The sequence below is a fragment of the Arthrobacter mobilis genome, assembly GCF_012395835.1.
Taxonomy (GTDB): Bacteria; Actinomycetota; Actinomycetes; order Actinomycetales; family Micrococcaceae; genus Crystallibacter; species Crystallibacter mobilis.
Window position 1 is genome coordinate 1 of the sequence record NZ_JAAZSQ010000001.1, and the last position, 20,407, is coordinate 20,407.

General features: G+C 70.2%; 21 protein-coding genes and 2 riboswitches. Of the genes, 13 read left to right on the forward strand and 8 right to left on the reverse strand.

Features of this window, described 5'->3' with window-relative positions; translation table 11 throughout:
* Positions 1-195: 195 nt before the first annotated feature.
* From HGG74_RS00005 to HGG74_RS00015, 3 genes are all read left to right on the forward strand, one after another.
* Positions 196-822: a TetR family transcriptional regulator gene (locus HGG74_RS00005; protein ID WP_168484302.1), complete on the forward strand. Its 627-nt coding sequence runs from the start codon at positions 196-198 to the stop codon at positions 820-822.
* Complete coding sequence (locus HGG74_RS00010) at positions 819-2,513, forward strand: MDR family MFS transporter (protein ID WP_246262485.1); 1,695 nt, start codon at positions 819-821, stop codon at positions 2,511-2,513. The genes HGG74_RS00005 and HGG74_RS00010 overlap by 4 nt, the downstream gene beginning before the upstream one ends.
* A 69-nt stretch (positions 2,514-2,582) precedes the next feature.
* A complete protein-coding gene (locus tag HGG74_RS00015) occupies positions 2,583-3,779 on the forward strand; it encodes an LOG family protein (RefSeq protein ID WP_168484303.1) in 1,197 nt (398 codons plus the stop codon).
* Positions 3,780-3,782: 3 nt separating this feature from the next.
* Here the strand turns inward: HGG74_RS00015 and HGG74_RS00020 are convergent, their stop codons facing one another.
* Both HGG74_RS00020 and HGG74_RS00025 read right to left on the reverse strand, forming a co-directional pair.
* Positions 3,783-4,634, reverse strand: a complete 852-nt coding sequence (locus HGG74_RS00020; protein ID WP_168484304.1) for a peptidase — start codon at positions 4,632-4,634, stop codon at positions 3,783-3,785.
* Between the two features lie 57 nt (positions 4,635-4,691).
* Entirely contained in the window at positions 4,692-5,816 is a 1,125-nt protein-coding gene (locus HGG74_RS00025) for a VIT1/CCC1 transporter family protein (RefSeq protein ID WP_312856673.1), read from the reverse strand.
* 369 nt (positions 5,817-6,185) lie between these two features.
* On the opposite strand from HGG74_RS00025, the gene HGG74_RS00030 reads away from it, so the two are divergent.
* Together HGG74_RS00030 and HGG74_RS00035 are read left to right on the forward strand one after the other, a co-directional pair.
* Positions 6,186-6,587: a YidH family protein gene (locus tag HGG74_RS00030; RefSeq protein WP_168484306.1), complete on the forward strand. Its 402-nt coding sequence runs from the start codon at positions 6,186-6,188 to the stop codon at positions 6,585-6,587.
* Positions 6,588-6,605: 18 nt separating this feature from the next.
* Positions 6,606-6,959 (forward strand): DUF202 domain-containing protein, encoded by a 354-nt coding sequence (locus HGG74_RS00035; protein WP_168484307.1) that lies wholly within the window; start codon positions 6,606-6,608, stop codon positions 6,957-6,959.
* A gap of 110 nt (positions 6,960-7,069) precedes the next feature.
* Here the strand turns inward: HGG74_RS00035 and HGG74_RS00040 are convergent, their stop codons facing one another.
* A complete protein-coding gene (locus HGG74_RS00040) occupies positions 7,070-8,593 on the reverse strand; it encodes a sodium:solute symporter family protein (protein WP_168484308.1) in 1,524 nt (507 codons plus the stop codon).
* A 187-nt stretch (positions 8,594-8,780) separates the two neighbouring features.
* Here HGG74_RS00040 and HGG74_RS00045 point away from each other — a divergent pair, with 187 nt between their 5' ends.
* The 4 genes from HGG74_RS00045 (at position 8,781) to HGG74_RS00060 (ending at position 12,977) form a co-directional block, all read left to right on the forward strand.
* Complete coding sequence (locus tag HGG74_RS00045) at positions 8,781-9,356, forward strand: helix-turn-helix domain-containing protein (protein WP_168484309.1); 576 nt, start codon at positions 8,781-8,783, stop codon at positions 9,354-9,356.
* A gap of 147 nt (positions 9,357-9,503) precedes the next feature.
* On the forward strand, positions 9,504-10,571 hold the full coding sequence (gene speB / locus HGG74_RS00050) for an agmatinase (protein ID WP_168484310.1): 1,068 nt from the start codon (positions 9,504-9,506) through the stop codon (positions 10,569-10,571).
* A complete protein-coding gene (locus HGG74_RS00055; protein WP_168484311.1) occupies positions 10,568-12,247 on the forward strand; it encodes a thiamine pyrophosphate-binding protein in 1,680 nt (559 codons plus the stop codon). Before speB ends, HGG74_RS00055 begins: the two co-directional genes overlap by 4 nt.
* 70 nt (positions 12,248-12,317) lie before the next feature.
* A complete protein-coding gene (locus HGG74_RS00060) occupies positions 12,318-12,977 on the forward strand; it encodes a DUF4190 domain-containing protein (protein ID WP_205761102.1) in 660 nt (219 codons plus the stop codon).
* A 6-nt stretch (positions 12,978-12,983) separates the two neighbouring features.
* Here HGG74_RS00060 and HGG74_RS00065 read toward each other — a convergent pair whose 3' ends face one another.
* From HGG74_RS00065 to HGG74_RS00080, 4 genes are all read right to left on the reverse strand, one after another.
* Entirely contained in the window at positions 12,984-13,676 is a 693-nt protein-coding gene (locus tag HGG74_RS00065; protein ID WP_168484313.1) for an HAD family hydrolase, read from the reverse strand.
* A gap of 33 nt (positions 13,677-13,709) precedes the next feature.
* On the reverse strand, positions 13,710-14,177 hold the full coding sequence (locus tag HGG74_RS00070) for a very short patch repair endonuclease (RefSeq protein ID WP_168484314.1): 468 nt from the start codon (positions 14,175-14,177) through the stop codon (positions 13,710-13,712).
* A gap of 98 nt (positions 14,178-14,275) precedes the next feature.
* Positions 14,276-15,055 (reverse strand): M23 family metallopeptidase, encoded by a 780-nt coding sequence (locus HGG74_RS00075; protein WP_168484315.1) that lies wholly within the window; start codon positions 15,053-15,055, stop codon positions 14,276-14,278.
* Positions 15,056-15,059: 4 nt separating this feature from the next.
* Positions 15,060-15,243: riboswitch (cyclic di-AMP (ydaO/yuaA leader) on the reverse strand.
* A gap of 127 nt (positions 15,244-15,370) precedes the next feature.
* Complete coding sequence (locus tag HGG74_RS00080; RefSeq protein WP_205761104.1) at positions 15,371-16,000, reverse strand: HNH endonuclease; 630 nt, start codon at positions 15,998-16,000, stop codon at positions 15,371-15,373.
* A 236-nt stretch (positions 16,001-16,236) separates the two neighbouring features.
* On the opposite strand from HGG74_RS00080, the gene HGG74_RS00085 reads away from it, so the two are divergent.
* Positions 16,237-16,857 (forward strand): FMN reductase, encoded by a 621-nt coding sequence (locus HGG74_RS00085; RefSeq protein WP_168484316.1) that lies wholly within the window; start codon positions 16,237-16,239, stop codon positions 16,855-16,857.
* A 33-nt stretch (positions 16,858-16,890) separates the two neighbouring features.
* On the opposite strand, the gene HGG74_RS00090 is transcribed toward HGG74_RS00085, so the two are convergent.
* Complete coding sequence (locus HGG74_RS00090; RefSeq protein WP_168484317.1) at positions 16,891-18,504, reverse strand: TM0106 family RecB-like putative nuclease; 1,614 nt, start codon at positions 18,502-18,504, stop codon at positions 16,891-16,893.
* Between the two features lie 186 nt (positions 18,505-18,690).
* Positions 18,691-18,815, forward strand: a riboswitch (SAM riboswitch).
* 26 nt (positions 18,816-18,841) lie between these two features.
* Between HGG74_RS00090 and HGG74_RS00095 the strand changes: the two genes are divergently transcribed.
* Genes HGG74_RS00095 through HGG74_RS00105 form a run of 3 tightly spaced genes read left to right on the forward strand, consistent with a single transcriptional unit; the run spans position 18,842 to position 20,391 of the window.
* Positions 18,842-19,036 (forward strand): hypothetical protein, encoded by a 195-nt coding sequence (locus HGG74_RS00095; RefSeq protein ID WP_168484318.1) that lies wholly within the window; start codon positions 18,842-18,844, stop codon positions 19,034-19,036.
* Positions 19,033-19,470: a PIN domain-containing protein gene (locus HGG74_RS00100; protein WP_168484319.1), complete on the forward strand. Its 438-nt coding sequence runs from the start codon at positions 19,033-19,035 to the stop codon at positions 19,468-19,470. The genes HGG74_RS00095 and HGG74_RS00100 overlap by 4 nt, the downstream gene beginning before the upstream one ends.
* Positions 19,471-19,479: 9 nt before the next feature.
* Positions 19,480-20,391 (forward strand): LysR substrate-binding domain-containing protein, encoded by a 912-nt coding sequence (locus tag HGG74_RS00105; RefSeq protein ID WP_168484320.1) that lies wholly within the window; start codon positions 19,480-19,482, stop codon positions 20,389-20,391.
* Positions 20,392-20,407: the final 16 nt, after the last annotated feature.

A 20,407-nucleotide genomic window follows, 5' to 3' on the forward strand; every position in this document is an offset into this window, starting at 1 on the left:
TTCCATGAACTTCTCCGATCCCCGCCCCTGCGCCAGCCCGATGCCGACAAGAACTGTCACACGTCAGGCTGACACAGAGGGTTGTACCCGGAGCAGATTCCCAATTCGGGGGAAATACAGGTGGGAAACCGGGACAAATTGCGGAGCTGAAAATTTGCAGTTGTGTAATTTCTTCCCTTCTGCCATGATAGTTCGGTGAGTCAACCAACTTCCCTGCGGGACCGGAAGCGCGCCGAAACCTGGAACGCGCTGCACCGGGCCGCCGCGCAGGCCGCACTGTCCCAGGGCCTGGAGCAGGTGACGGTGGAGGCGGTGGCCGCGGCCGCCGGCGTGTCCTGCCGCACCTTCTTCAACTACTTCGCCACCAAGGAAGATGCCGTGCTCGGGCTGCAGGAGCCCGCGGTGGACGAGGAGGTCCTGGCCGCCTACGACGTGGACGGGGACCTGCTGGAGGAGACCGGCCGCCTGATGCTCAGCGTGATGCGCTCGATTCAGGGCGGCGGCGACGACGAGGCCGGCGACCGCGGCGAGCTTTTCGCCAAATACCCGCACCTTTTGCACCGGCGCTTCCAGTACGTAACCAAAGTGGAGCAGCTGCTGACCGGCCTGGTGGCCGAACGGCTGGCGGCCTCGGCCCGCTGGCAGGCCATGCCGCAGGAATTCGACGTGGAGGAAACCGCGCGGATGATCGTGCTGGTTGTCGGCACCGGTGTCCGCTACGTCATGTGGACCACTTTTGCCCACCCCACCCGTGCAGCCCAGTTCGCCGCCCTCGACGACGGACTGCGGCTGCTGCGCGGCGTCCTGAAGGAGCTCCAATGACACAGACTTCCACTGGTTCTTCCACAGGGTCCGGCATGCCGGCCGCCGCCGGCCAGGCGCCGGCGGGGAGGAAGCCCCGGCTGGCCCTGGTGTTCGTGGCCCTGGTGCTGGCGATGCTGCTGTCGGCCCTGAACCAGACGATCCTGGCCACCGCGCTGCCGACCATCGTCGGCGAGCTCAACGGGGCGAGCCTGATGCTCTGGGTGGTGACCGCCTTCATCCTGGCTTCCACCATCATGATGCCCATCTACGGCAAGCTCGGGGACCTGATCGGGCGCAAGTACCTGCTGGTGGCGGCCATCCTGGTCTTCCTGGCCGGTTCGGTGGTCGGGGCGCTGGCCCCGGACATGGCCTGGCTGATCGCCGCCCGCGTGCTCCAGGGCATTGGCGGCGGGGGACTGATGATCCTCTCGCAGGCGATCATCGCCGACGTGGTCCCGGCCCGCGACCGGGGCAAGTACATGGGCGCGATCGGCGGCGTGTTCGCGTTTTCCTCCGTGGTGGGCCCGCTGGTCGGCGGCTGGCTCACCGAGGGACCGGGCTGGCGCTGGACCTTCTGGTTCAACCTGCCGGTGGGCGTGCTGGCGCTGCTGGGAGCCCTGCTCTTCCTCAAGCCCCGCGCCATCACCGCACGGCCGAAGCTGGACGTGTGGGGGATGGGCCTGCTGGCTGCCGCCACCACCTGCCTGGTGCTCGCCGCCAGCTGGGCCGGCAGCAGCTATCCCTGGCACCACCCGGTGATCCTGTCCCTGTTCGGCGGCACCGTCGCCGCCGCTGCGGCCTTCGTGCTGGTCCAGCGGCGCACCGCCGAGCCGATCATGCCGCTGGGGCTGTTCCGGGACCGGAACTTCAACCTTGCCACCGTCGCCGGCCTGCTCACCGCGGTGGCCATGTTCGGCGCCCTGGGCTACATGCCCACCTACCTGCAGATGGCCAGCGGAGCCACGGCCACCGGGGCCGGGCTGCTGATGATTCCGATGATGGGCGCCATGCTGCTGGCCTCCCTGACCGCCGGCATGCTGGTCTCGCGCACCGGCCGGTACAAGTGGATGCCGGTCGCCGGGTCGGCTGTGACGGCCGGGGCCCTGGTGCTGCTGGGCCTGGTCCACGCGGACACCGCGCTCTGGCAGATCTGCCTGGTCCTGGGCCTGCTGGGTGTGGGCATGGGGCTGAACATGCAGATCCTGGTGCTGGTGGTGCAGAATTCCTTCCCGCTGCGCCAGGTGGGTACCGCCACCGCCGCCCACAACTTCTTCCGCCAGATTGGCGCGACCCTGGGTTCGGCGGTGGTCGGCAGCCTCTTCGCCCACCGGCTCACGGACCTGCTGGTCCAGCGCCTGCCGGCGTCCGCGGCGTCCTCCACCGGCGGGGGCAACTCGCTCACCCCGGACCTGCTGCACACCATGCCGGCGCCGGTCCAGGCGGTCATTGTCCAGTCCTACAACGAAGCGATGATGCCGCTGTTCCTGCTGATGATCCCGCTGGCGGTGCTGGCCACCGTGCTGTGCCTGTTCATTGCGGAAAAGCCGCTGGCCACCACGCTGGAGCCCGAGGTGATGCCGGAGGCATTGTCGGAGGGGAACCCGCTGGCCGGTGCCGGGGCCGATGCCGGTCCCGGCGATGATCCCGCAGCGGGCCCGGACCTGCGCGGCAGCGCCGGCGTCGGGCAGGCCGGCGCCCGCTCCCGCTGACCACGCCCGGGGCTGCCGGCCCGGGGCCGGCACCTCTGGACCTGGCGCGCACGGTGCCTACGCTTAGGTATGAGCGCATCGCCGTCCCTGATGAAGCAGGCCCGGGTCCTGGAGGTTGAAAGCCTCGAGGACTTCGATGCCATGGTCGCCCGCGGCGCCACGTCGATGAGCGGCTGGCACTTCCAGTCGGTGGACCTGACCGGCCGCAGCGCGCAGCTGAAGGCCCTCAACCCTTCCGGCGCCGTCTTCCTCGGCTGCAGCTTCGCCCCCGGGGTGGAGGCCTGGCTGCACGCCGGCGGCGCGCTGATTTTCCCCGCCCTGCCCGGCATCCCGTTCGACGCCTACCGCAGCCAGCTGTATACCGCCGCGGAGCTGTACCAGGGCCTGGACACCGGCGAATACGAGACGACCCCCGATGCCAGGATCTATGCCTGGGCCTCCGCGGGCCCGGCCCGCACGAGCCTGGACGCCACGCTGGCCGTGAGCCTGCACGACCATGCCATCGGCGATGCCCTGGACAGCTTTTGTGCCGGGCCCGACGGCGCCACCCGGAAGCTGGCCGGGGTGATGGGTGGCCACGCCGCGCTGCGCGGGGGCCCGGTCTACGCGGACGCGGCCCGGCTCGGCCGGCTGCTGAGCCGGCAGGGCTGCACGGTCGCCACCGGCGGCGGCCCCGGTGCCATGGAAGCGGCGAACCTGGGTGCCTACCTGGCCGCGGCCGACGACGCCGGCTTCGAGCGGGCGCTGGCCACCCTGGCGCAGGTGCCGGAGTTCCGCCCCTCCATCACCGGCTGGGCGCGGGCCGCGGCCGCCGTGCTGGCCGAATTTCCCGGCGGCGGTGCCAGCCTGGGCATTCCCACCTGGCACTACGGGCACGAGCCGCCCAACCTGTTCGCCACGCACATTGCCAAGTACTTCGCCAACTCGATCCGCGAGGCGGTGCTGCTGCAGCGGTGCACCGCAGGCATCGTGTTCCTGCCCGGGGCCGGCGGCACCGTGCAGGAGATCTTCCAGGATGCCTGCGAGAACTACTACGCCACCGAGGAACTGCTCTCGCCGATGATCCTGGTGGGCCGGCGGTACTGGACCGAGCAGCTGCCGGTGTGGCCGCTGCTGTGCTCGCTGGGGGAGGGCCGGGCGATGGCCGGAGCCATCCACCTGGTGGACTCGGTCGAGGAGGCCGCCGCCCTTATGGGGCAAAGAGTGGGGCGCGGGGGACCCGCTGCGGCGGCGAAGCCGACACTGCGGGAGCGCCCCAATCTCTAAGGTTCAAAGTTCGGGCACGCACGGGCCCTGGCCGAGCATCCGCAGGCCGGTCAAGTCGCCGTCGCCGAACTCCGTCACCCCGGCCCGGGCCTCGGCGTTCATCAGCTGCGCCGGGTCCTCGACATGGTCCAGACCCACTAAATGGGCCAGTTCGTGCATGATGATCGCCGCCGCGGCCGCCTGGCCGCCGGCGGTGGCCAGTACTTTCCGGAACTGCGGTCCGTCCAGCTCCACCTGCCCCGAGACGTAGGCCGCGGTGCCCCCGTGCGAGGCCCAGGTGCTGCCGCCCAGGCCGATGGTGTCCCCGTCCAGGGCAGGGTTCTCCCGGGGCGTGCTCCAGGCGATCAGCACCGGTGCCCAGCGGTCCCCGTAGCGCTGCGGCTGGTAGGCCGGCCGGTCGGGGTGCGGCGGCTCACCGGTGCTGCCCTCGTAGACGAACTGCAGTCCGGTGGCTCCGGCCACCCGGCGCGCGGCCTGGTGGATGAGGATGTTTCCGTCCGGCGGGGCCCCTTCCTCGCGGATGACATAGCGGATCGGCCGGCACGGGTCATAGGCCACATACTCCTGGCCCCGGATGCCGCCGTCGAGCAGGCGGTAGCTCTGGTTGCGCACGCGCAGCGGTTCGGGCACGGCCAGCCGGGCAGGATAGCTGCCGGTCCCCGGCGGTGGATGGTTCCGCCCGGCCGGGCCCGCCTGGCCGCCCGGGTCGCTGAACGGCACCGGGCCGGCCGGGCCGCCGCCGGGCAGGAGGCGGGAGCCGGCCTGCGGGTGGACCAGCCAGAAGACCGCGCCGGCGGCGAGCGCCAGCAGCACGGCGGCCAGGAGCCTGGCGGCAGGAACCGGCGGACTGCCCATCGTGCCCCCTCGGACCGGAAGCGGGTTGCTTCAGCGTAACCGCAGCCGCCGCCGTCGTCACCCTATGCTGGTGCCGAAGGCCAGTCCGAGCAGGTAGGTCGCCAGCGCCGCCCCGAAGCCGATACCCAGTTGGCGAAGGGCACGCCGGCCCGGGGAAGCCCCCGAGAGCAGGCCGACGACGGCGCCGGTGCCCAGCAGTGCCAGGCCCACCAGCAGCAGCGACACTACCACCGCCGCCGGCCCCTCCAGGCCGAACAGGTACGGCAGGATCGGCACCAGCGCCCCGGTGGCGAAGAAGCAGAAGCTGGACACCGCTGCCTTCCAGCCGGTGCCGATTTCCTCGTATTCGTGCTCGTAGAATTCCGGGGGCTGCAGGGACAGGCTCGGGTCGCAGTCGCAGTCCAGATGGCCCATCCGCTCGGCGGCCCGGTGCTCGGCGGCCTCCTGGCTCATTCCGCGCGCCCGGTAGAGCAGCACCAGTTCGTTGGCATTCAGGTCCAGATCCGGCGCCGCCGCCAGCGAGATCTGCGTGGGCTTGGTGGCGTTGAGCAGCTCACGCTGCGACCGGACGGAGACGTATTCGCCGGCACCCATCGACAGGGCTCCGGCCAGCAGGCCGGCCATGCCGCTGAAGAGCACGAAGCTGCTGGCCACGCCGGTGGCGCCGATGCCCATGATCAGCGCCAGGTTGGAGACCAGCCCGTCGTTGGCGCCAAAGACGGCGGCGCGGAAGCTGCCCGAGAGCCGGGCCCGGCCGCGGGTGGCCAGGCCGCGGATGACTTCCTCGTGGATCAGTTCGTCCGCGGCCATGGCACTGGTGGCCGCCGGCTCGGAGCTGTAGGGGGAGCGGCCTTCGGCGCGCTGGGCCAGGGCCAGCACAAAGACCGAGCCGAAGCAGCGGGCCATCAGGCGCAGCAGGACACGCCGGGCCGAGGGGCGTGCCGGCTGGTCCGCGTGCCCGCCCAGCAGGTCGAGCCAGTGCTGCTCGTGGCGGCCCTCGGCCTCGGCCAGCTTGAGCAGGATCTCGCGCTCCTCGCCGCTGCGGCGGTGGGCGAGGTTGCGGTAGATGGCCGCCTCGGCACGCTCGTCAGCCAGGTAGCGGCGCCATTTGCGCAGGTCCGCGGGCGACGGCGCGGGCCGGGGGGATCTGGATGGTCCGGGGGAGATGGGGTGATGGGCCACGGGACTCCTGGTCGGGGCCGGAAGCACAGGGAGGCTCCGGCCAGCGTACGGTAACTGACCGAAGGTCTCGCTCGCCCGGACGGTGCCGGGTGGACTGCCGGGCCGCATCTGTGCGGGCCAGTATGTCGACAGGCCTCCGTGCGGGCGGCCGGTCCTGCGGACCCGATGCCGTCGGCGCTGGAGCTACTCCCCTTCGCAGCGTCCATCATACCGGACGCCGCCTCCCTGTCCCCGCGCCCGGCCCGGTCCCGGCGCCTGGTCCCCGTCAGGCCGGAAATTTCCGGAGGGGGACATCCAGTGGCTGCTTTCCGCGGCGGGGGAACTGCGAGGGGCCGATTTTTGGGAACGGGCGGGGTCTAGGATGGATCGGTGACTACCTCAGAGACCCCGCAGCCGGAACCCGGGCGCGGGCCCTTCGCGGCGAAACTGCTGCGTGGCGGCACGGAGCCCGACCCCCGTTTCACCCTGGCCAACGAACGGACCTTCCTGGCCTGGATCCGGACCTCGCTGGCGCTGCTGGCCGGCGGGATCGCCGTCGAGGCTTTCACCGCGGACCTGTTCATCCCGGAAATCCGCAAGACCGTGGCGGTGCTGCTGCTTCTGCTGGCCATGGCCCTGGGAGCAGGCGCGTTCTTCCGCTGGCTGGGGGTGGAGCGGGCCATGCGCCAGAAGGCCCCGCTGCCGCTGCCGCTGCTGGCCCCGCTGCTGGCCGTGGGCGGGGCGCTGGTGGCCGCCGTGCTGGTGGTGTTCGTGGTGTTCCGGGGTGTCTGAGCCGGGCAGGGGCCGTCCATGAGCCGTCCCCGGCGCCGCGAGCCGGGCCCGGTGCATTACGACGCCGGACTGCAGCCCGAGCGCACGAGCCTGGCCTGGGGGCGGACCACCCTGGCGATGGTGGTGGCGGCGGCCATCTTCCTGCGCTGGGCCCCGCAGCACGGCTGGTTCGTGGGCACTCTGATTGCCGTCACCCTCGCGGCCGCACTGGCGATCAACCTCACGCAGAAGCGCCGCTACCACCGGGCGGTCAGGGGCATCGCCGCCGAATCCGTCCGGGCGGATGTCATGGCGGCGCTGTGGACGGCCGCCAGCGTGGTGGTGCTGGGGGTGCTGGGCCTCTGGACCGTGCTGTTCCTGCCGGCCGGCTGATACCAGTAGCTGAGCCGGCACCGGCAGTTAACAGCTGAAAAGCCGCTCCCGGCAGCGCCTGGGAGGCGCTGCCGGGAGCGGCTTGTGCTTCAACGGCGGGTTGCCGGCGGTTACCGGGCGTGGACGTCCTTGGGCCCTTCGACCGGGACCTCTTCGGTGACCGCGCCGGCCACCCGCTGGTTCCAGGCCTCCATGACCACCCGGTCCGTGGGCCTGCTCAGCAGCGAGACCGCGACGTAGGCCGCCAGCGCGGCGAGCAGGCCGTAGTAGATCGGCTCGTTGGCGTAGATTCCGTCGTACTGGTTCTCGGCGTTGACCTCGAGGACGATCATGGTGGCCAGCGTGACCACGGTGCCCGCGGCCATGGCGGCCGCGGCGCCCAGGCCGGTGCCGCGCTTCCAGAGCAGGCCGCCGAGGATCGGGATGAGCAGGCCGCCGACCAGGATGTCGTAGGCGATGGTCAGCGCGGCCACCACGTCCTGGACCACGATGGCCAGCGCGATCACCAGCACGCCCAGGCCCAGCACGTACCAGCGGCTGCCCTGCACGTCGTGCTCCGGGTTCTGGCTGTGCTCGTGGTGGGCCGGCTTGCCGAACCAGGTGCGCACGAACGGCACGACGTCGGCCTTGGCCACGGTGGCCGCGGCGATCAGGGCGCCGGAGGCGGTGGACATCATCGCCGCGACCGCGGCGGCCAGCACGATGCCGCCGATGCCGATCGGCAGGATGTTGATCGCCACGTCCGCGTAAACGTCGTCCTTGACCTCGATGTTGGGCAGCACCACCGAGGCGGCCATGCCGATCAGGGCGCCGGCCACGCCGTAGAGGATGCAGTAGACGCCGGCGGTGGTCCCGCCCCAGCGCGCCACGGCCGGGGTGCGGGCGGTGAAGACGCGCTGCCAGATGTCCTGGCCGATCAGCAGGCCAAGGGTGTAGACCACGAAGTAGGTGATGATCGTCTGCAGGCCGATGCCGTTGATGTCGAAGAAGGACTCGTCCACGCGCTGGCGGATCCCCTCCAGCCCGCCGGCCTGGCTCCAGGAGAAGGGCAGCATCAGCAGGAACACGCCGACGGTCTTGATCACGAACTGGGCCATGTCGGCCAGGGTGATCGACCACATGCCGCCGATGGTGGAGTAGATCAGCACAATCGCCCCGCCCACGGCGATGGCCAGCCAGCGCTCCCAGCCGAAGAGCACCACCAGGATGGTGGCGTAGGCGCCGGTGGAGGTGGCGCAGAGCATGAGCGTGTAGGCCAGCATGACGATGCCGGAGACCTTGGTGGCGCTGACCCCGTAGCGCAGGGTGAGCATCTGGGCCACCGTGTAGATCTTCAGCCGCTGCAGCGTGGGGGCGAAGAACAGGCTCAGCACCAGCACACCGGTGCCGATGGCCACCACCAGCCACATGCCGGAGAGGCCGTATTCGTAGCCCAGGCCGACGCCGCCGACGGTGGAGGCCCCGCCCAGGACGACGGCGGCCATCGTGCCGGTGTACAGCATGCTGCCCAGCCGGCGTCCGGCGACCAGGTAGTCGCTGTTGTCCTTGGTGCGGGACTTGCCCCACCAGCCGAAGAGCAGCATCGAGACCAGGTACGCGACCACGATCCCGGCGTTGAGGATATGTCCATCCATGGAGAACTCCCGCTTTCAAGACTTCAGGAAGTATGTTTGCCTGAGAGGCAACAAGTGTTGAGTGGTAGGATAATTGTGTTGTGTCGCACAGGTCAACTGCGCGCCTCACCCGGATAAGCTCGTAGTGGCCTGCGGGCGCCTGGCTGCGCGGCGGCGCGGGAAGTTTTGCGAGAAATGGGGACATGTTGTGAAGGCACTGCCGATTGAGCCGAGCAATACGCCGGTGGCCATTGGTTCCCGGATCCGCGCCGCCCGCCAGGGGCAGCGGATGACGATCGAGCAGGTCGCGGAGTCCACCGGCCTGACCAAGGGCTTCCTCAGCCGCGTGGAGCGGGACCTGACCTCGCCGTCGGTGGCCTCGCTGGTCACGCTGTGCCAGGTGCTGTCGATTCCGATCGGGGACCTGTTCGTGGACCCGGAGACGCACCTGACCCGCCGTGGCGAAGGGCCGCGGATCAACCTCGGGGGCGAAGGAATCCGCGAGCAGCTGCTGACGCCGCGGCACGAGCGCCGGCTGCAGGTGATCCGGGCCGTGATCGAGCCGCACGGCCGCGGCGAGTCCGAGCTGTACGCGGTGGACTGCGACGTGGACGTGATGCACGTGCTCTCCGGCTGCATCACCGTCGTGTTCACTTCCGAGCGGTATGAGCTCGAAGCCGGCGACACCCTGACCTTTCCCGGGCGCGAGCCGCACACCTGGATCAATGAATCGGGCCGGGAGGCGGTGGTGCTGTGGACCCTGGTGCCGGCCGCCTCGCGCTGAGCTCCCTTCCTCCGCACCCGCAGGCTGCCCCTCTGGACCTTCCGGTCCGGCCGGGGCAGCCTTTTGCTTGACTGGTCCTGCGGGCGCAATTAGCCTGTTCAACAACAGTTGATGCATATTAGGCAACTTTTGACAGGGAGACGCCCCATGGAAGAACTCCGGATCCAGGCCAACGGAAACCTCGGCCCCATCGATTCCTCGCGCGTGCCGCGCTTCGCCGGCGCCGCCACCTTCGCCCGGCTGCCGCGGCTGGACCAGGTGCAGCACGCGGACGTCGCCGTCGTCGGCGTCCCGTTCGACGCCGGGGTCTCCTACCGTCCGGGCGCGCGGTTCGGTGCCAACCATGTCCGCGAGGCCTCGCGGCTGCTGCGCCCCTACAACCCGGCCTGGGATGTCTCCCCGTTCGAGAACATCCAGGTCGCCGACGCCGGGGACATGGCGGTGAACCCCTTCAACATCAATGAAGCGATCGAGACCGTCCAGCAGAACGCGCTGGACCTGACCGCTTCCGGCACCAAGCTGGTGACCCTGGGCGGGGACCACACCATCGCCCTGCCGCTGCTGCGCGCGGCCGCCCAGCGCGCGGGCGAGCCGGTAGCCATGCTGCACTTCGACGCGCACCTGGACACTTGGGACACCTACTTCGGCGCCGAATACACGCACGGCACCCCGTTCCGCCGCGCCGTCGAGGAAGGCATCCTGGACACCGAGGCGATCTGCCACGTCGGCACCCGCGGCCCGCTGTACGGGAAGAAGGACCTGGACGACGACCACCGCTTCGGTTTCGGCATCGTCACCAGCGCCGACGTCTACTACCAGGGCGTGGCCGAGACCGTGGCCAGGCTGCGCGAGCGGATCGGGAACCGGCCGCTGTACGTCTCCATCGACATCGACGTGCTGGACCCGGCCCACGCCCCGGGCACCGGCACCCCCGAGGCCGGCGGCATCACCAGCCGCGAACTGCTGGAGATCATCCGCGGGCTGCGCGGGATGAACCTGGCCGGTGCCGACGTGGTGGAGGTGGCCCCCGCGTACGACCACGCCGAGCTGACCGGCGTGGCCGGCAGCCACGCGGCCTTCGAGCTGGTCACCCTGCTGGCCGACAACGCCGCCGGCGGCCAGGCCCGCAACGGCTACGCCCGCCAGTCACTGGCCCGCGGGCGTGAGGCCGCAGCGGTGTCCGCCGGCCAGGAAGCGCAGGAGAGCTTCGAGTGACCGGGCCCGGGTCCGGCGCGCGGCCGCGGCGCAACGGCGGCGACCTCGTCGTCGAAACCCTGGCCGCCCTGGGCGCCACCACCGTCTTCGGCATCCCCGGCCAGCACGCGCTGGGGCTGTTCGACGCGCTGTCGCGTTCGGCACTGCGCTTTGTCTCCTCCCGGGTGGAGAACAACTCCGCCTTCGCCGCGGACGGGTTTTCCCGGGCCACCGGCGAGGTGGGCGTGCTGTTCCTGTCCACCGGCCCCGGGGCGCTGACCTCGCTGGCCGGGCTGCAGGAGGCCTATGCCACCGGCGTGCCCATGGTGGTGGTGGCCAGCCAGGTCCCGCTGGAAGGGCTGGGCGCCCGGCGCAAGGGCATGCTGCACCAGCTCGATGACCAGAAGGCCTCGGCCGCGAACGTCACCAAGAGCCAGCGGCTGATCCAGCACGCCTCCGGCATCCCCTCGGCCATCCAGGACGCCTGGACCGAGGCCATCTCCTCCCCGGCCGGCCCGGTCTGGATCGAAATTCCGCAGAACGTGCTGCTGGACCCGGTCATCGTGCCGCCGGTCGAGGATGCGCTCGCCGAGGCCGCCGACAACCCGCCGCGCACCGAACTGGTCAAGGAAGCGGTCAGGTGGCTCACCGCCGCCGAACGCCCGGCGATCATCGCCGGCGGCGGTACCCGGCGGGGCAGGGCCGAGCCGTGGCTGCTGTCGCTGGCCGAGAAGCTGCGGGCCCCGGTGGTCTGCACCCCCGGCGGCAAGGGCGCCTTCCCCTGGAACCACGAGCTGTCGCTGCAGTCCTGGATCGAGGACCGGTACACCACCGAGGTCCTGGAAGACGCCGACGTGCTGCTGGTGGTCGGCTCCTCGCTGGGCGAGGTCACCAGCAACTACTTCACCATGGAGCCGCGCGGGCGGATCATCCAGATCGACGCCGAGCCGCGGGTGCTGGAGTCCAACCGGCCGGCGCTGGGCATCCGGGCCGACGCCGGCCAGGCGCTGCAGGCGCTGGACGCAGCGCTTCCGGCGGCGCCTGACGGCGCCGTGCCGGACTGGCACGGCGTCCCTCCGGAGGCGCTGGTCAAGCAAACCCTGGCCAGGATCCAGGCCCGCCTCGACGCCCAGGACCTGGCCCTCGAACGGAAGTTCATGGCCGACGTCCGCGAGGCCGTGCCCGACGACATGCAGACCTTCTGGGACATGACCATCTCCGCCTACTGGGCCTGGAGCTGCTGGGACGCGCGCAGCGGCCAGTTCCACTCCGCCCAGGGTGCCGGCGGACTGGGCTTCGGCTTCCCCGGGGCTATCGGCGGCGCGGTCGGACTGGCCACCCAAGGCCTGCCGGCCCGAGTGCTGGCGGTTTCCGGCGACGGGTCGGCCATGTACTCGATCAGCGAGCTGGCTACCGTCCGCCAGCACAACCTGCCTGTCACCTGGCTGATTGTTGACGACGGCGGCTATGGCATCCTGCGCGAATACATGGAGCACGCCTTCGGCAAGGCCACCGCCACCGAGCTGGCGCGGCCGGACTTTGTCCGGCTCGCCGAGTCCTTTGGCGTCCCAGCCCGGCGGGTGAAGCCGGAGGATGTCGGGGAGGCGCTGCGCGAAGCGCTCGCCGCGGAGGGACCGAACGTCGTCGTGGTCAACACGCTGCTGAAAATGTTTGCTCCCACGCATATTCAGCCGTAAGATCCGCCGCTACACTCCAAGGAAGCCGGCGGCACACGTTCCGTCTCCTTCACGAGCAGCGGGGGGAATCATGCCTGACCAGATGCCTCGTTCGCAGGACCCGTCGACGCAGGATGGATCCGGTCATCCTGGGCCGCAGCCTCCCGTCCAGGACCGCCCTGCCCGGGATGCCGGGCAGGGCGGCAACCGGGCAGACCCGCCAACCGGCCTGGCCATTACCGCCCTGGTACTGGGCATCGTGGCCTTCTTCGTGGCGGAGATTCCCGTCATCGGTATCGTCAGTTTCCTGCTCGGTCCGGCCGCCATCGTTTTCGGCATCATCGCCCTGCGGAGGAAGCAGAGGAAGGCGCTGGCCGTGACCGGCCTGGTGCTTGGGGCGGTGGCAGTGGTCGTCGCTGCCGTCGTCACCGCCATTGTGGCCTTCCTTTGGGCCCAGGCTACCGGCGAGCATACCGTGCGGTATGTGGTGGCCTCGGACGGGCCCGTCTCCGTCAGCTACTTCAATGGCGGCGACTCGGTACAGGAACGGGTCGACGGCACGTGGGAGAAGGAAATCACTTACAGCGGCCTGCCGATCGCCGGCCTGACCGTCGAAGCGGGGGATGCAGGGACCGTAAGCTGCGAGATCTTCATGGATGGCTCGTCCGTCTCGAAGAACTCCGGAGTCGGGCGGGCCGACTGCGCGTCCGGAAACATGGAGTACTGGCAGCGCCGGTTCCTGCAGCTGTAGCCCGGCTCAGGTGCGGCGGGTGAGCCGGCCGAGCCTGCTGGAGTCGAAGGCGTCCAGCAGCGCCTTGGGTCCGGCATAGATTTCGACGGCGCCGGCTTCCCGCAGCTCGGCCTCGCTGGTGCCGCCGCAGGTCAGGGCGATGGTCGGCATCTGCAGCGCGGCGGCGGCCTGGATATCCCAGACGGTGTCGCCGACGAAGACAGTGTCCGCGGCCTGCAGGCCTCCCGACTTGAGGGCGGCCTCCAGGATGTCCGGAGCGGGTTTGCTCCGCTTGGCATCGGAGGAACTGGTCGCCGCCTCCAGCCAACTGTCGGCATCGATTACCTGGCGCAGCACCTGCAGTTCTTCCTCCCTGGCCGAGGTCGCCAGGACCGCGCCGAGCCCGGTTTCGGCGCAGCGCCGGACCAGCTCGCGCGCACCGTCGAACCGGCGCAGGGACGGCCAGAAGGTGGAAAAGACGGCCGCATGGGTCTCTTCCAGCAGCTGGTCCTGCTCCGCAGGGCGCTGATCTCCCAGCAGGTGGGCGATCAGCCGCCGGCCGCCCATGCCCACGGCGCGGTGGATCGAGGCCATGGGAACGTCGTGGCCGCGCCGCCGGAAGGCCTGCCACCAGGCCAGCGTGTGCAGGTAGTTCGAATCCACCAGCGTTCCGTCGACGTCGAAGAGCACTCCGTACCTGCGGTTGTCCAGCTGTGCCATCCGTGCATCCTTCCCTGCGGCTGTCCTGCGGAACTACTGGGCGTCCTGCGCGCCGTCATCCGGATCCTGCGGCCCGTCAAGGAACGCAACGAGCCGGTCCTGCAGCGCGGCCAGGCCGGAGGCTTTCTTCAGTTCGCATTCCCACACGGTCAGCACCTCCCAGCCCGCCTGCTGCAAGGCTGCAGCGGCGGCGGCATCGCGTTCGACGGTCCGGGCCCGCTTGGCCTCCCAGAACTCGACGTTGGAGCTGGGGCCGTGCCGGCCCACCTTGCAGTGGTGCGAGTGCCAGAAACAGCCGTTGACGAAGATGACCTTGCGGCGGCTGGCGAAAACCAGATCGGGTTTGCCCGGCAGCTGGCCTCCGGCGGCCCTGCCGTGCAGGCGGTAGCGGAAGCCCCGGGCATGCAGCAGCCGGCGCACCATTAGTTCCGGCTTCGTGTCCTTGCCGCGAATCCGGGACATATTCGCGCTGCGCTGCTCCCGCGTGAACACATCGGCCATGTTCCCAGCGTAGCGGCAGGGGCCCCGCCCGAGCTCGCGAGGGCGAGGGTGCCGCGGAGCGGTAGCGTCCGCTGCCTGCCCCGCATGCTAGGTGCCGGCTACAGCCAGCCCTTCGGGTCGACTGCCTTGCCCTTGACCATCACTTCGAAATGCAGGTGGCAGCCGGTGGAGTTGCCGGTGGTGCCCAGGCCGGCGATCTTCTGGCCCGCCGAGACCTGCTGCCCCTGCCGGACACTGATGGTCTGCAGGTGGTTGTAGGTGGTCTTCACGCCGTTGCCGTGGTCCACCACGATGCGGTTGCCGTAGCCGTAGGGGGTGGAAGAGGCCTCCGTGACCTTTCCGGGCCTGGCTGCCCTGACCGGCGTGCCGCAGGGGTGGGCGAAGTCCAGGCCGTTGTGGAATTCACCGGCTGCGCCGGTCACCGGATTCACCCGGTAGCCGAATCCCGAACTGGTTTTCATGTTCTTCACCGGCGCCGCCAGCCGGGCCCCGGCCGCAGAAGTTTTTTTGGCCGCGGCAGCCTTCTTGGCGGCAGGGGCGGCCTGGCTGGTGACCGTGGAGCGCTTAAACATCAGCTTTTCGCCGGTGGGGACCCCGACGTCCACCGGGGTGGTGACGGCGGCGCGGTCCGCCGCGGCGGGCAGGGCTTGGTTCTGCGCTGTTGCGGCCGGCAGGGCAGCCGCGGCCACCATGCTGGCCGCGGCGGCAGCCAGCCCGGCGACCCGGCCCAGCCGGGTCAGCGGGGAAGCCTGACCGGCGGCACGGCGGCGGCCGAGGGACGGCAGCCCGTCCTGCTTGGCGGACTGGGCCGGCAGCAGCAGGGATGAAGGACGGCCTTCGGCGCGGCGGCGCCCGCGCCCGGATGAAGCTGTGTTCAAGGGATTTTCCTCTCTGGACGCCTGCGAAGTTAGCTGTCGGATTCGAGAGAGAGTCGTCTCGGCCATGGTCAGCTGGCGGCGAGCATGCCGCATCCGGACTGACGGGCTTCACCCCAAGGCGCCGAGGGCGCCGGCGGTGGTTCCTCCACCCCTGTCTGGTATGTCTGTTGGACTGGCGCGCTGACAGGGTTCGGCGGGCGGGCCAGGCTGCTACTCTTTACAGAGTCTCAGCGCAAGCAAATCTACCGAAACGACACGAATCGTTACAAATTTGGAATGCGTGTTTTTCGTCACACCCGCCGGGAAAGGGGGCTGTTACTCCCGCAGCCAGGCCGGAGTCCGGCCCGAAACCGGATTGCGTTCGCCGGCCAGCACCGCTGTTCCCGGCGGGAAATACTTCCGGCGCCGCTCCTCAAGCCGGCGTTGGGCCCGGGGGGAGGGGAAGCGCGGTTTCCGGAACCGTGTGCAGCGTGCGCAGACGGCCACGAAGTTCTGCATCGTGGTGGATCCGCCGCCGGACCACGGATAGAAGTGGAGGCCGTGGGTGGCGGCCCGGGTGCAGCGGCGGCCACGCGCTGTTTCCAGTTCGCAGATGCCGCCGGCCCGGTCCAGCCCTTCGCGGCACTGCTCCGGGCTGAACTGCCGCCGCGGGTCCCTGCGCAGCCGGTCCCGCGAGCGTTGCTTCACGGCTGCGATGCCGAGTCCGGCCAGCATCAGGGCCGGTGCCGCCATCCCGGCTGCCAGTGCGGCGGGTTCACTCGCGATCTGGGTGCCGGAACTGCCGGCCAGGACTGCGCCGAGCCGGCCTTGGGCCAGTTCGGCCAGCATGGCGGAGGCCAGCCAGACCAGTGCCAGGACCGCCGTCCAGCGGCAGGCCAGCCGCCACCAGTAGATCCGTCCAAGTTCGCCCATGGTTCCCCCCAGTTCCACCTGCTGTTCTGGCACCGCCGGCTGCTGCGGATTCTCCGGATGGGCCGGCGGGCTCCCCGACAGGACCCACGCTAGACCGGGGCGTGCAGCCGTGACTAGGGAGCGGGGAGGGGTGTGGATAACCTCTGCTCCGGTACCGCGCGCCATCGGTGCCGGGGACCCGGAATAATCCCCGGGCAGGGGCGGTTTCCGATATATATGCATATGCATACGCTGCATTGACCGGAAACTGACTGTGGAGAGGTTGCTGAATGTCCGAGCATACGATCGTTGTCTTGTCCGCGGGGCTGGGCGTGCCGTCGTCGAGCCGGCTGCTGGCCGACCAGCTGGCCAGGTCCGCTGCCGCCGGGTTCCAGACGGCAGGGATTCCCGTGCAGCTGAAGACCTTTGAGCTGCGCGAGTATGCGGTGGACATCGCCAACAATATGGTTGCCGGCTACGCCGCGCCGCGGCTGCAGGAGATGATCGACACCGTGGCCGCCGCCGACGCACTGATCGCGGTCACCCCGGTCTTCAGCGCCTCCTACAGCGGGCTGTTCAAGTCCTTCTTCGATGTGATCGACAAGGATGCCCTGGCGGGCAAGCCGGTGCTGCTCGGGGCCACCGGCGGATCGGCCCGGCACTCGCTGGCACTGGAGTTCGCGATCAGGCCGCTGTTCAGCTACCTGCGGGCGCGCACCGTGCCCACATCGGTCTTCGCGGCCCCGGAGGACTGGGGTGCCGGCGACGGCGGCACCAACCTGGTCCGGCGCTCGGACCGTGCCGCTGCCGAACTGGTGGCCTTGGCCGGGCAGGTCCCGGACGCCGGGCAGGGGCGCGGAGGCATCGAATCCCTGAGCTTTGAGGAGATCCTGGCCCGGGTCGGACATTAATTCCGGTACACCGGGGCGCAGACCCCGCGGAGCCTATCCCGAAGGCCGGGCGGCCAGGCCCAGCAGCCAGTTGCGCAGTTCCCGCGTGGAGAGGCAGTCGTACTCGTTGTAGCTGCGGATGCCGGCCAGGATCCGCTCCGCCTCCTCGGGCCGGCCGGCATCCCGGGCCTGGCAGTAGCGGGCATAGGCCAGCACGGAGGCACCGGCATCGGTCACGTCCCCGGTGCGCAGGTTCGTGCCCATGTACAGCGGTTCGAGCTTCTTGAGGCTGTAGGAGTTCTCCGAGATCAGCAGGCTGCGCCGGACAGTGTCGAAGAGGTCCACCAGGACGTCCCCGGCGAGCAGGTCCTCCACGGCGTCCTGGCCGATGCCATGCTGGCGGGAGAGCCGCCGCAGGGCGGTCTTCTCGTAGTTGGCGTAGTGGTAGATGCGCAGGTGCGGGAACTGCCGGCGGCGCTGGGCCACATAGTCCAGGAACGCGGCCAGGGCCTGGCCTTCCCCGGCGCGGGAGTGCGCCCAGAACGGCCTGAACGGCGGGCGGTCCCCGGGCCCGGCAGGGTTCTCGACGACGCCGAACAGGTATTCGAGCCCCCACCCGCCGGCCGGGTCCTGCCAGAGCGGGTCCGACTCGAGGTCGAAGAAGATGTCCCCGGGATCAGGCTCGGGGAGCGAGGCCAGGCTGTGGCCGGGCAGCAGCCGGTAACCGACCGTGCGCATGTGGCCGTAGGGGTCCGTGAAGGTGGCGGCACCATCCGGGTGCTGCAGGCCTGTCTGCATCCGGGCCTGGTCCCGCAGCCCGGCCAGCACGCCGTCGGCGGAGGCGGGAAGCTCCATGGCGGCCAGCTCGTCGATGGTGCCGATCCCGGCCTGGATCAGCTTCCGCCGCCGGGCCGGGTTCATCCTGGCCACCAACAGCAGGTCCCGGTGCTCCCGGACCTGCTCCGAACAGTAGTCGCAGCGGCCGCAGGCGGTGTAGCGGTCGTCGCCCCAGCGCACGGCAGCCTCCTGCGCCCGGTGCTCCGCGGTGATCTGCAGGAACCTCTCCCGGCGCTGCCTCAGTTCCGGCAGCAGTTCGGCCAGGCTGTGGTCGCTGCGCTCGCCGTCACCCAGGACCAGGGACACCGTGGGCGAGGTGGGGATCCCGGCCTGGAGCAGCTGCTGGGCGTAGGCGGCCAGCTGGAGCAGCGCGCCGGCCTTGGCGTGGCGGGCCAGCTTGGTGTCGTAGACCGCGTAGCGCACCCCGGCACCGGCCTCCTTGACGAGGAAATCCGCGCGGCCGTGGAAGGAACCGTCGAAGAAACTGGCCTGGAAGACCACATCCGCGCCGGACCGGAGGGCGGCCAGGGACTCCTCGCGCTTGGCGGCCAATGTCCGGCGGGTATAGTCCGGGGCGGGCTGGATTTCGACGACGCCGGCGCCGAAGCGGTTCCGGAAACCCTGCAGGGTGCGCTGTTCGTGCGCGTCGCCGAGCGCCGCGGCGCGGGCGAGCATGTCGTCCACGGGGAACTCGGCCACCGGACGGCGGCCCAGTTTCTCGTCCAGCTTCCGCAGGACCTGGTACTCACAGCCGGCGGCGGCGACCAGGTCGCTGGCCGTGTAGACCAGGTCCGGTTCCGCCCCGGCGGTCTCGGCGTCCACGAGGAACACTGTGCCTCCATTGGTTCCGACGAGTGTTTTGTTCCCGACACGTCCAGTCCTACCAGTTGCTGCCGACAGCCAGGACCACCTGCCGGTTACGCGGTGTTGCTCCGGGTTACGCGGAACCGCCACGTTACACGTTTTTTAACGCCTTCGGTCCCTTGTGTGAAGCCGGCTGGCTATACTCAAATCCAGCTTCAAGAATTGCGGTCGCCAAGCTCCGACTAGGCCGCATACCAACCCTGCGCTCGTTGGGTGGTTCGGATGAAGAAGCGGCCCGCATTCGCCCTGGAGGTAACCGGTGCGGGCAAGAGCTCGCGAAAGGACGCGGCAGCCGCCGTCCGCCATGAATACATTCCCGCCCGCAGTCCCCTCCTCCGGTCCGGCCGATGCCGCACGACCGCGCGGACCGTTCCTGGCGGTCAGCATCCAGGATTATGAGGTGCTGGCCTCCGCGCGCGAAGCCTTCGTGGACTTCCTGCTGGCGCCCTCCCCGGGTTCGGCCGCGCTCCAGCCGCGCCGGGACGGTACCGGCGGATGAGCCCGCAGTCAGGCCTGCTGCTCGACAGCTGCGTGGTGACCGAGCTGCGGGGCAGCGGCCCGCACCCCGCCGTCGTCGAATTCCTCCGCCGCCGGCGGCACCTGCGGGTCTATCTGTCCGCGCTGACCTTCGGCGAGCTGTCCCGGCCGGGGCTGCCGGACGGGCAGCTCCCGGAGGTCGGCGGCTGGCTGGAGGAACTGAAGCAGCGCTTTGCCGACAACATCCTGCCGGTGGACGCCGAAGTGGCAGCGCTCTGGGGGCCGGTGTCGGCACGGGCCGAGGTGCCTGCGGTCCGGTCCCTGGTTGCCGCCACGGCGCTGCACAAGCACCTCACCGTGGTGTCGCGCCATGCGGAGGACTACCGGAAGCTGGCGGTGCCTGCGGTCGACCCCTGGCAGGGGGAACCCGAGCCGGACGGAGCAGTCCGCACCTAAGATTTCCTTATGTTCCGGTACACCCTGCGCCAAGTCGAGTACTTTGTGGCGGTCGCCGACCACGGCTCGCTCAGCGCGGCCGCGGACGTCTGCCGGGTCTCCCAGGCGGGCCTGTCCCTGGCCGTGACGGAACTGGAGAAGGCGGTCGGCACGCAGCTGGTGGTCCGGCACAAGGCCAAGGGCGCCACCCTGACCAGCGCCGGCCGGCGGTTCCTCTCCGACGCCCGCGCCCTGCTGCGCCAGGCCGAGGAACTGCAGTCCACCATCACCGAGCGCCAGGATGAGCTGGCCGGCCCGCTGGCCATCGGCTGCTACACGACGCTCTCGGCCTTCTGGATTCCCGCCATCACGGCCGGGTTCGCGGCTCCGAACCCGAAGCTGACGCTGGCCATCACCGAAGGGGCGCCGGGCGAACTGCAGGAGCAGCTGCTCGAGGGCCGGCTGGACGCCGTGCTGACGCACACGCGGCACGTGGTCGGCGGACTGCAGATGCGTGTGATCAAGGAAGGCCGCCCGTACGTCCTGCTCGGGGCAGGGCACCGCCTGGCCGGGCGGCAGAAGGTGGCACTGCGCGAGCTGGCCGAGGAGGACATGGTGCTGCTGGATATTCCGTCGGTGCGGGACAACCAGCTGCCGAACCTGCGCGCGTCCGGACTGGAGCCGAAGATCGCCTGGCGCTCCACCAGCTTCGAGGCCGTCCGCGGCATGGTGGCCCGAGGGCTTGGTTATACCGTGCTGGTCCAGCGCCCGCCGCTGAATGTCAGCTATGAAGGCCTGCCGCTGGTCTGTGTCGAGATCGACGGCGAGATCGGCCGCAGCGACATCTGCTTCGCCTATCCGGGCGGGCAGCGGCTGACCATGCGGCTGCAGGCGCTGATGGATTTCTGCGCCGCCGAAGCGGGCCGGCCGGGCACCGGCTGAGGCCGCCGCGGCAGCA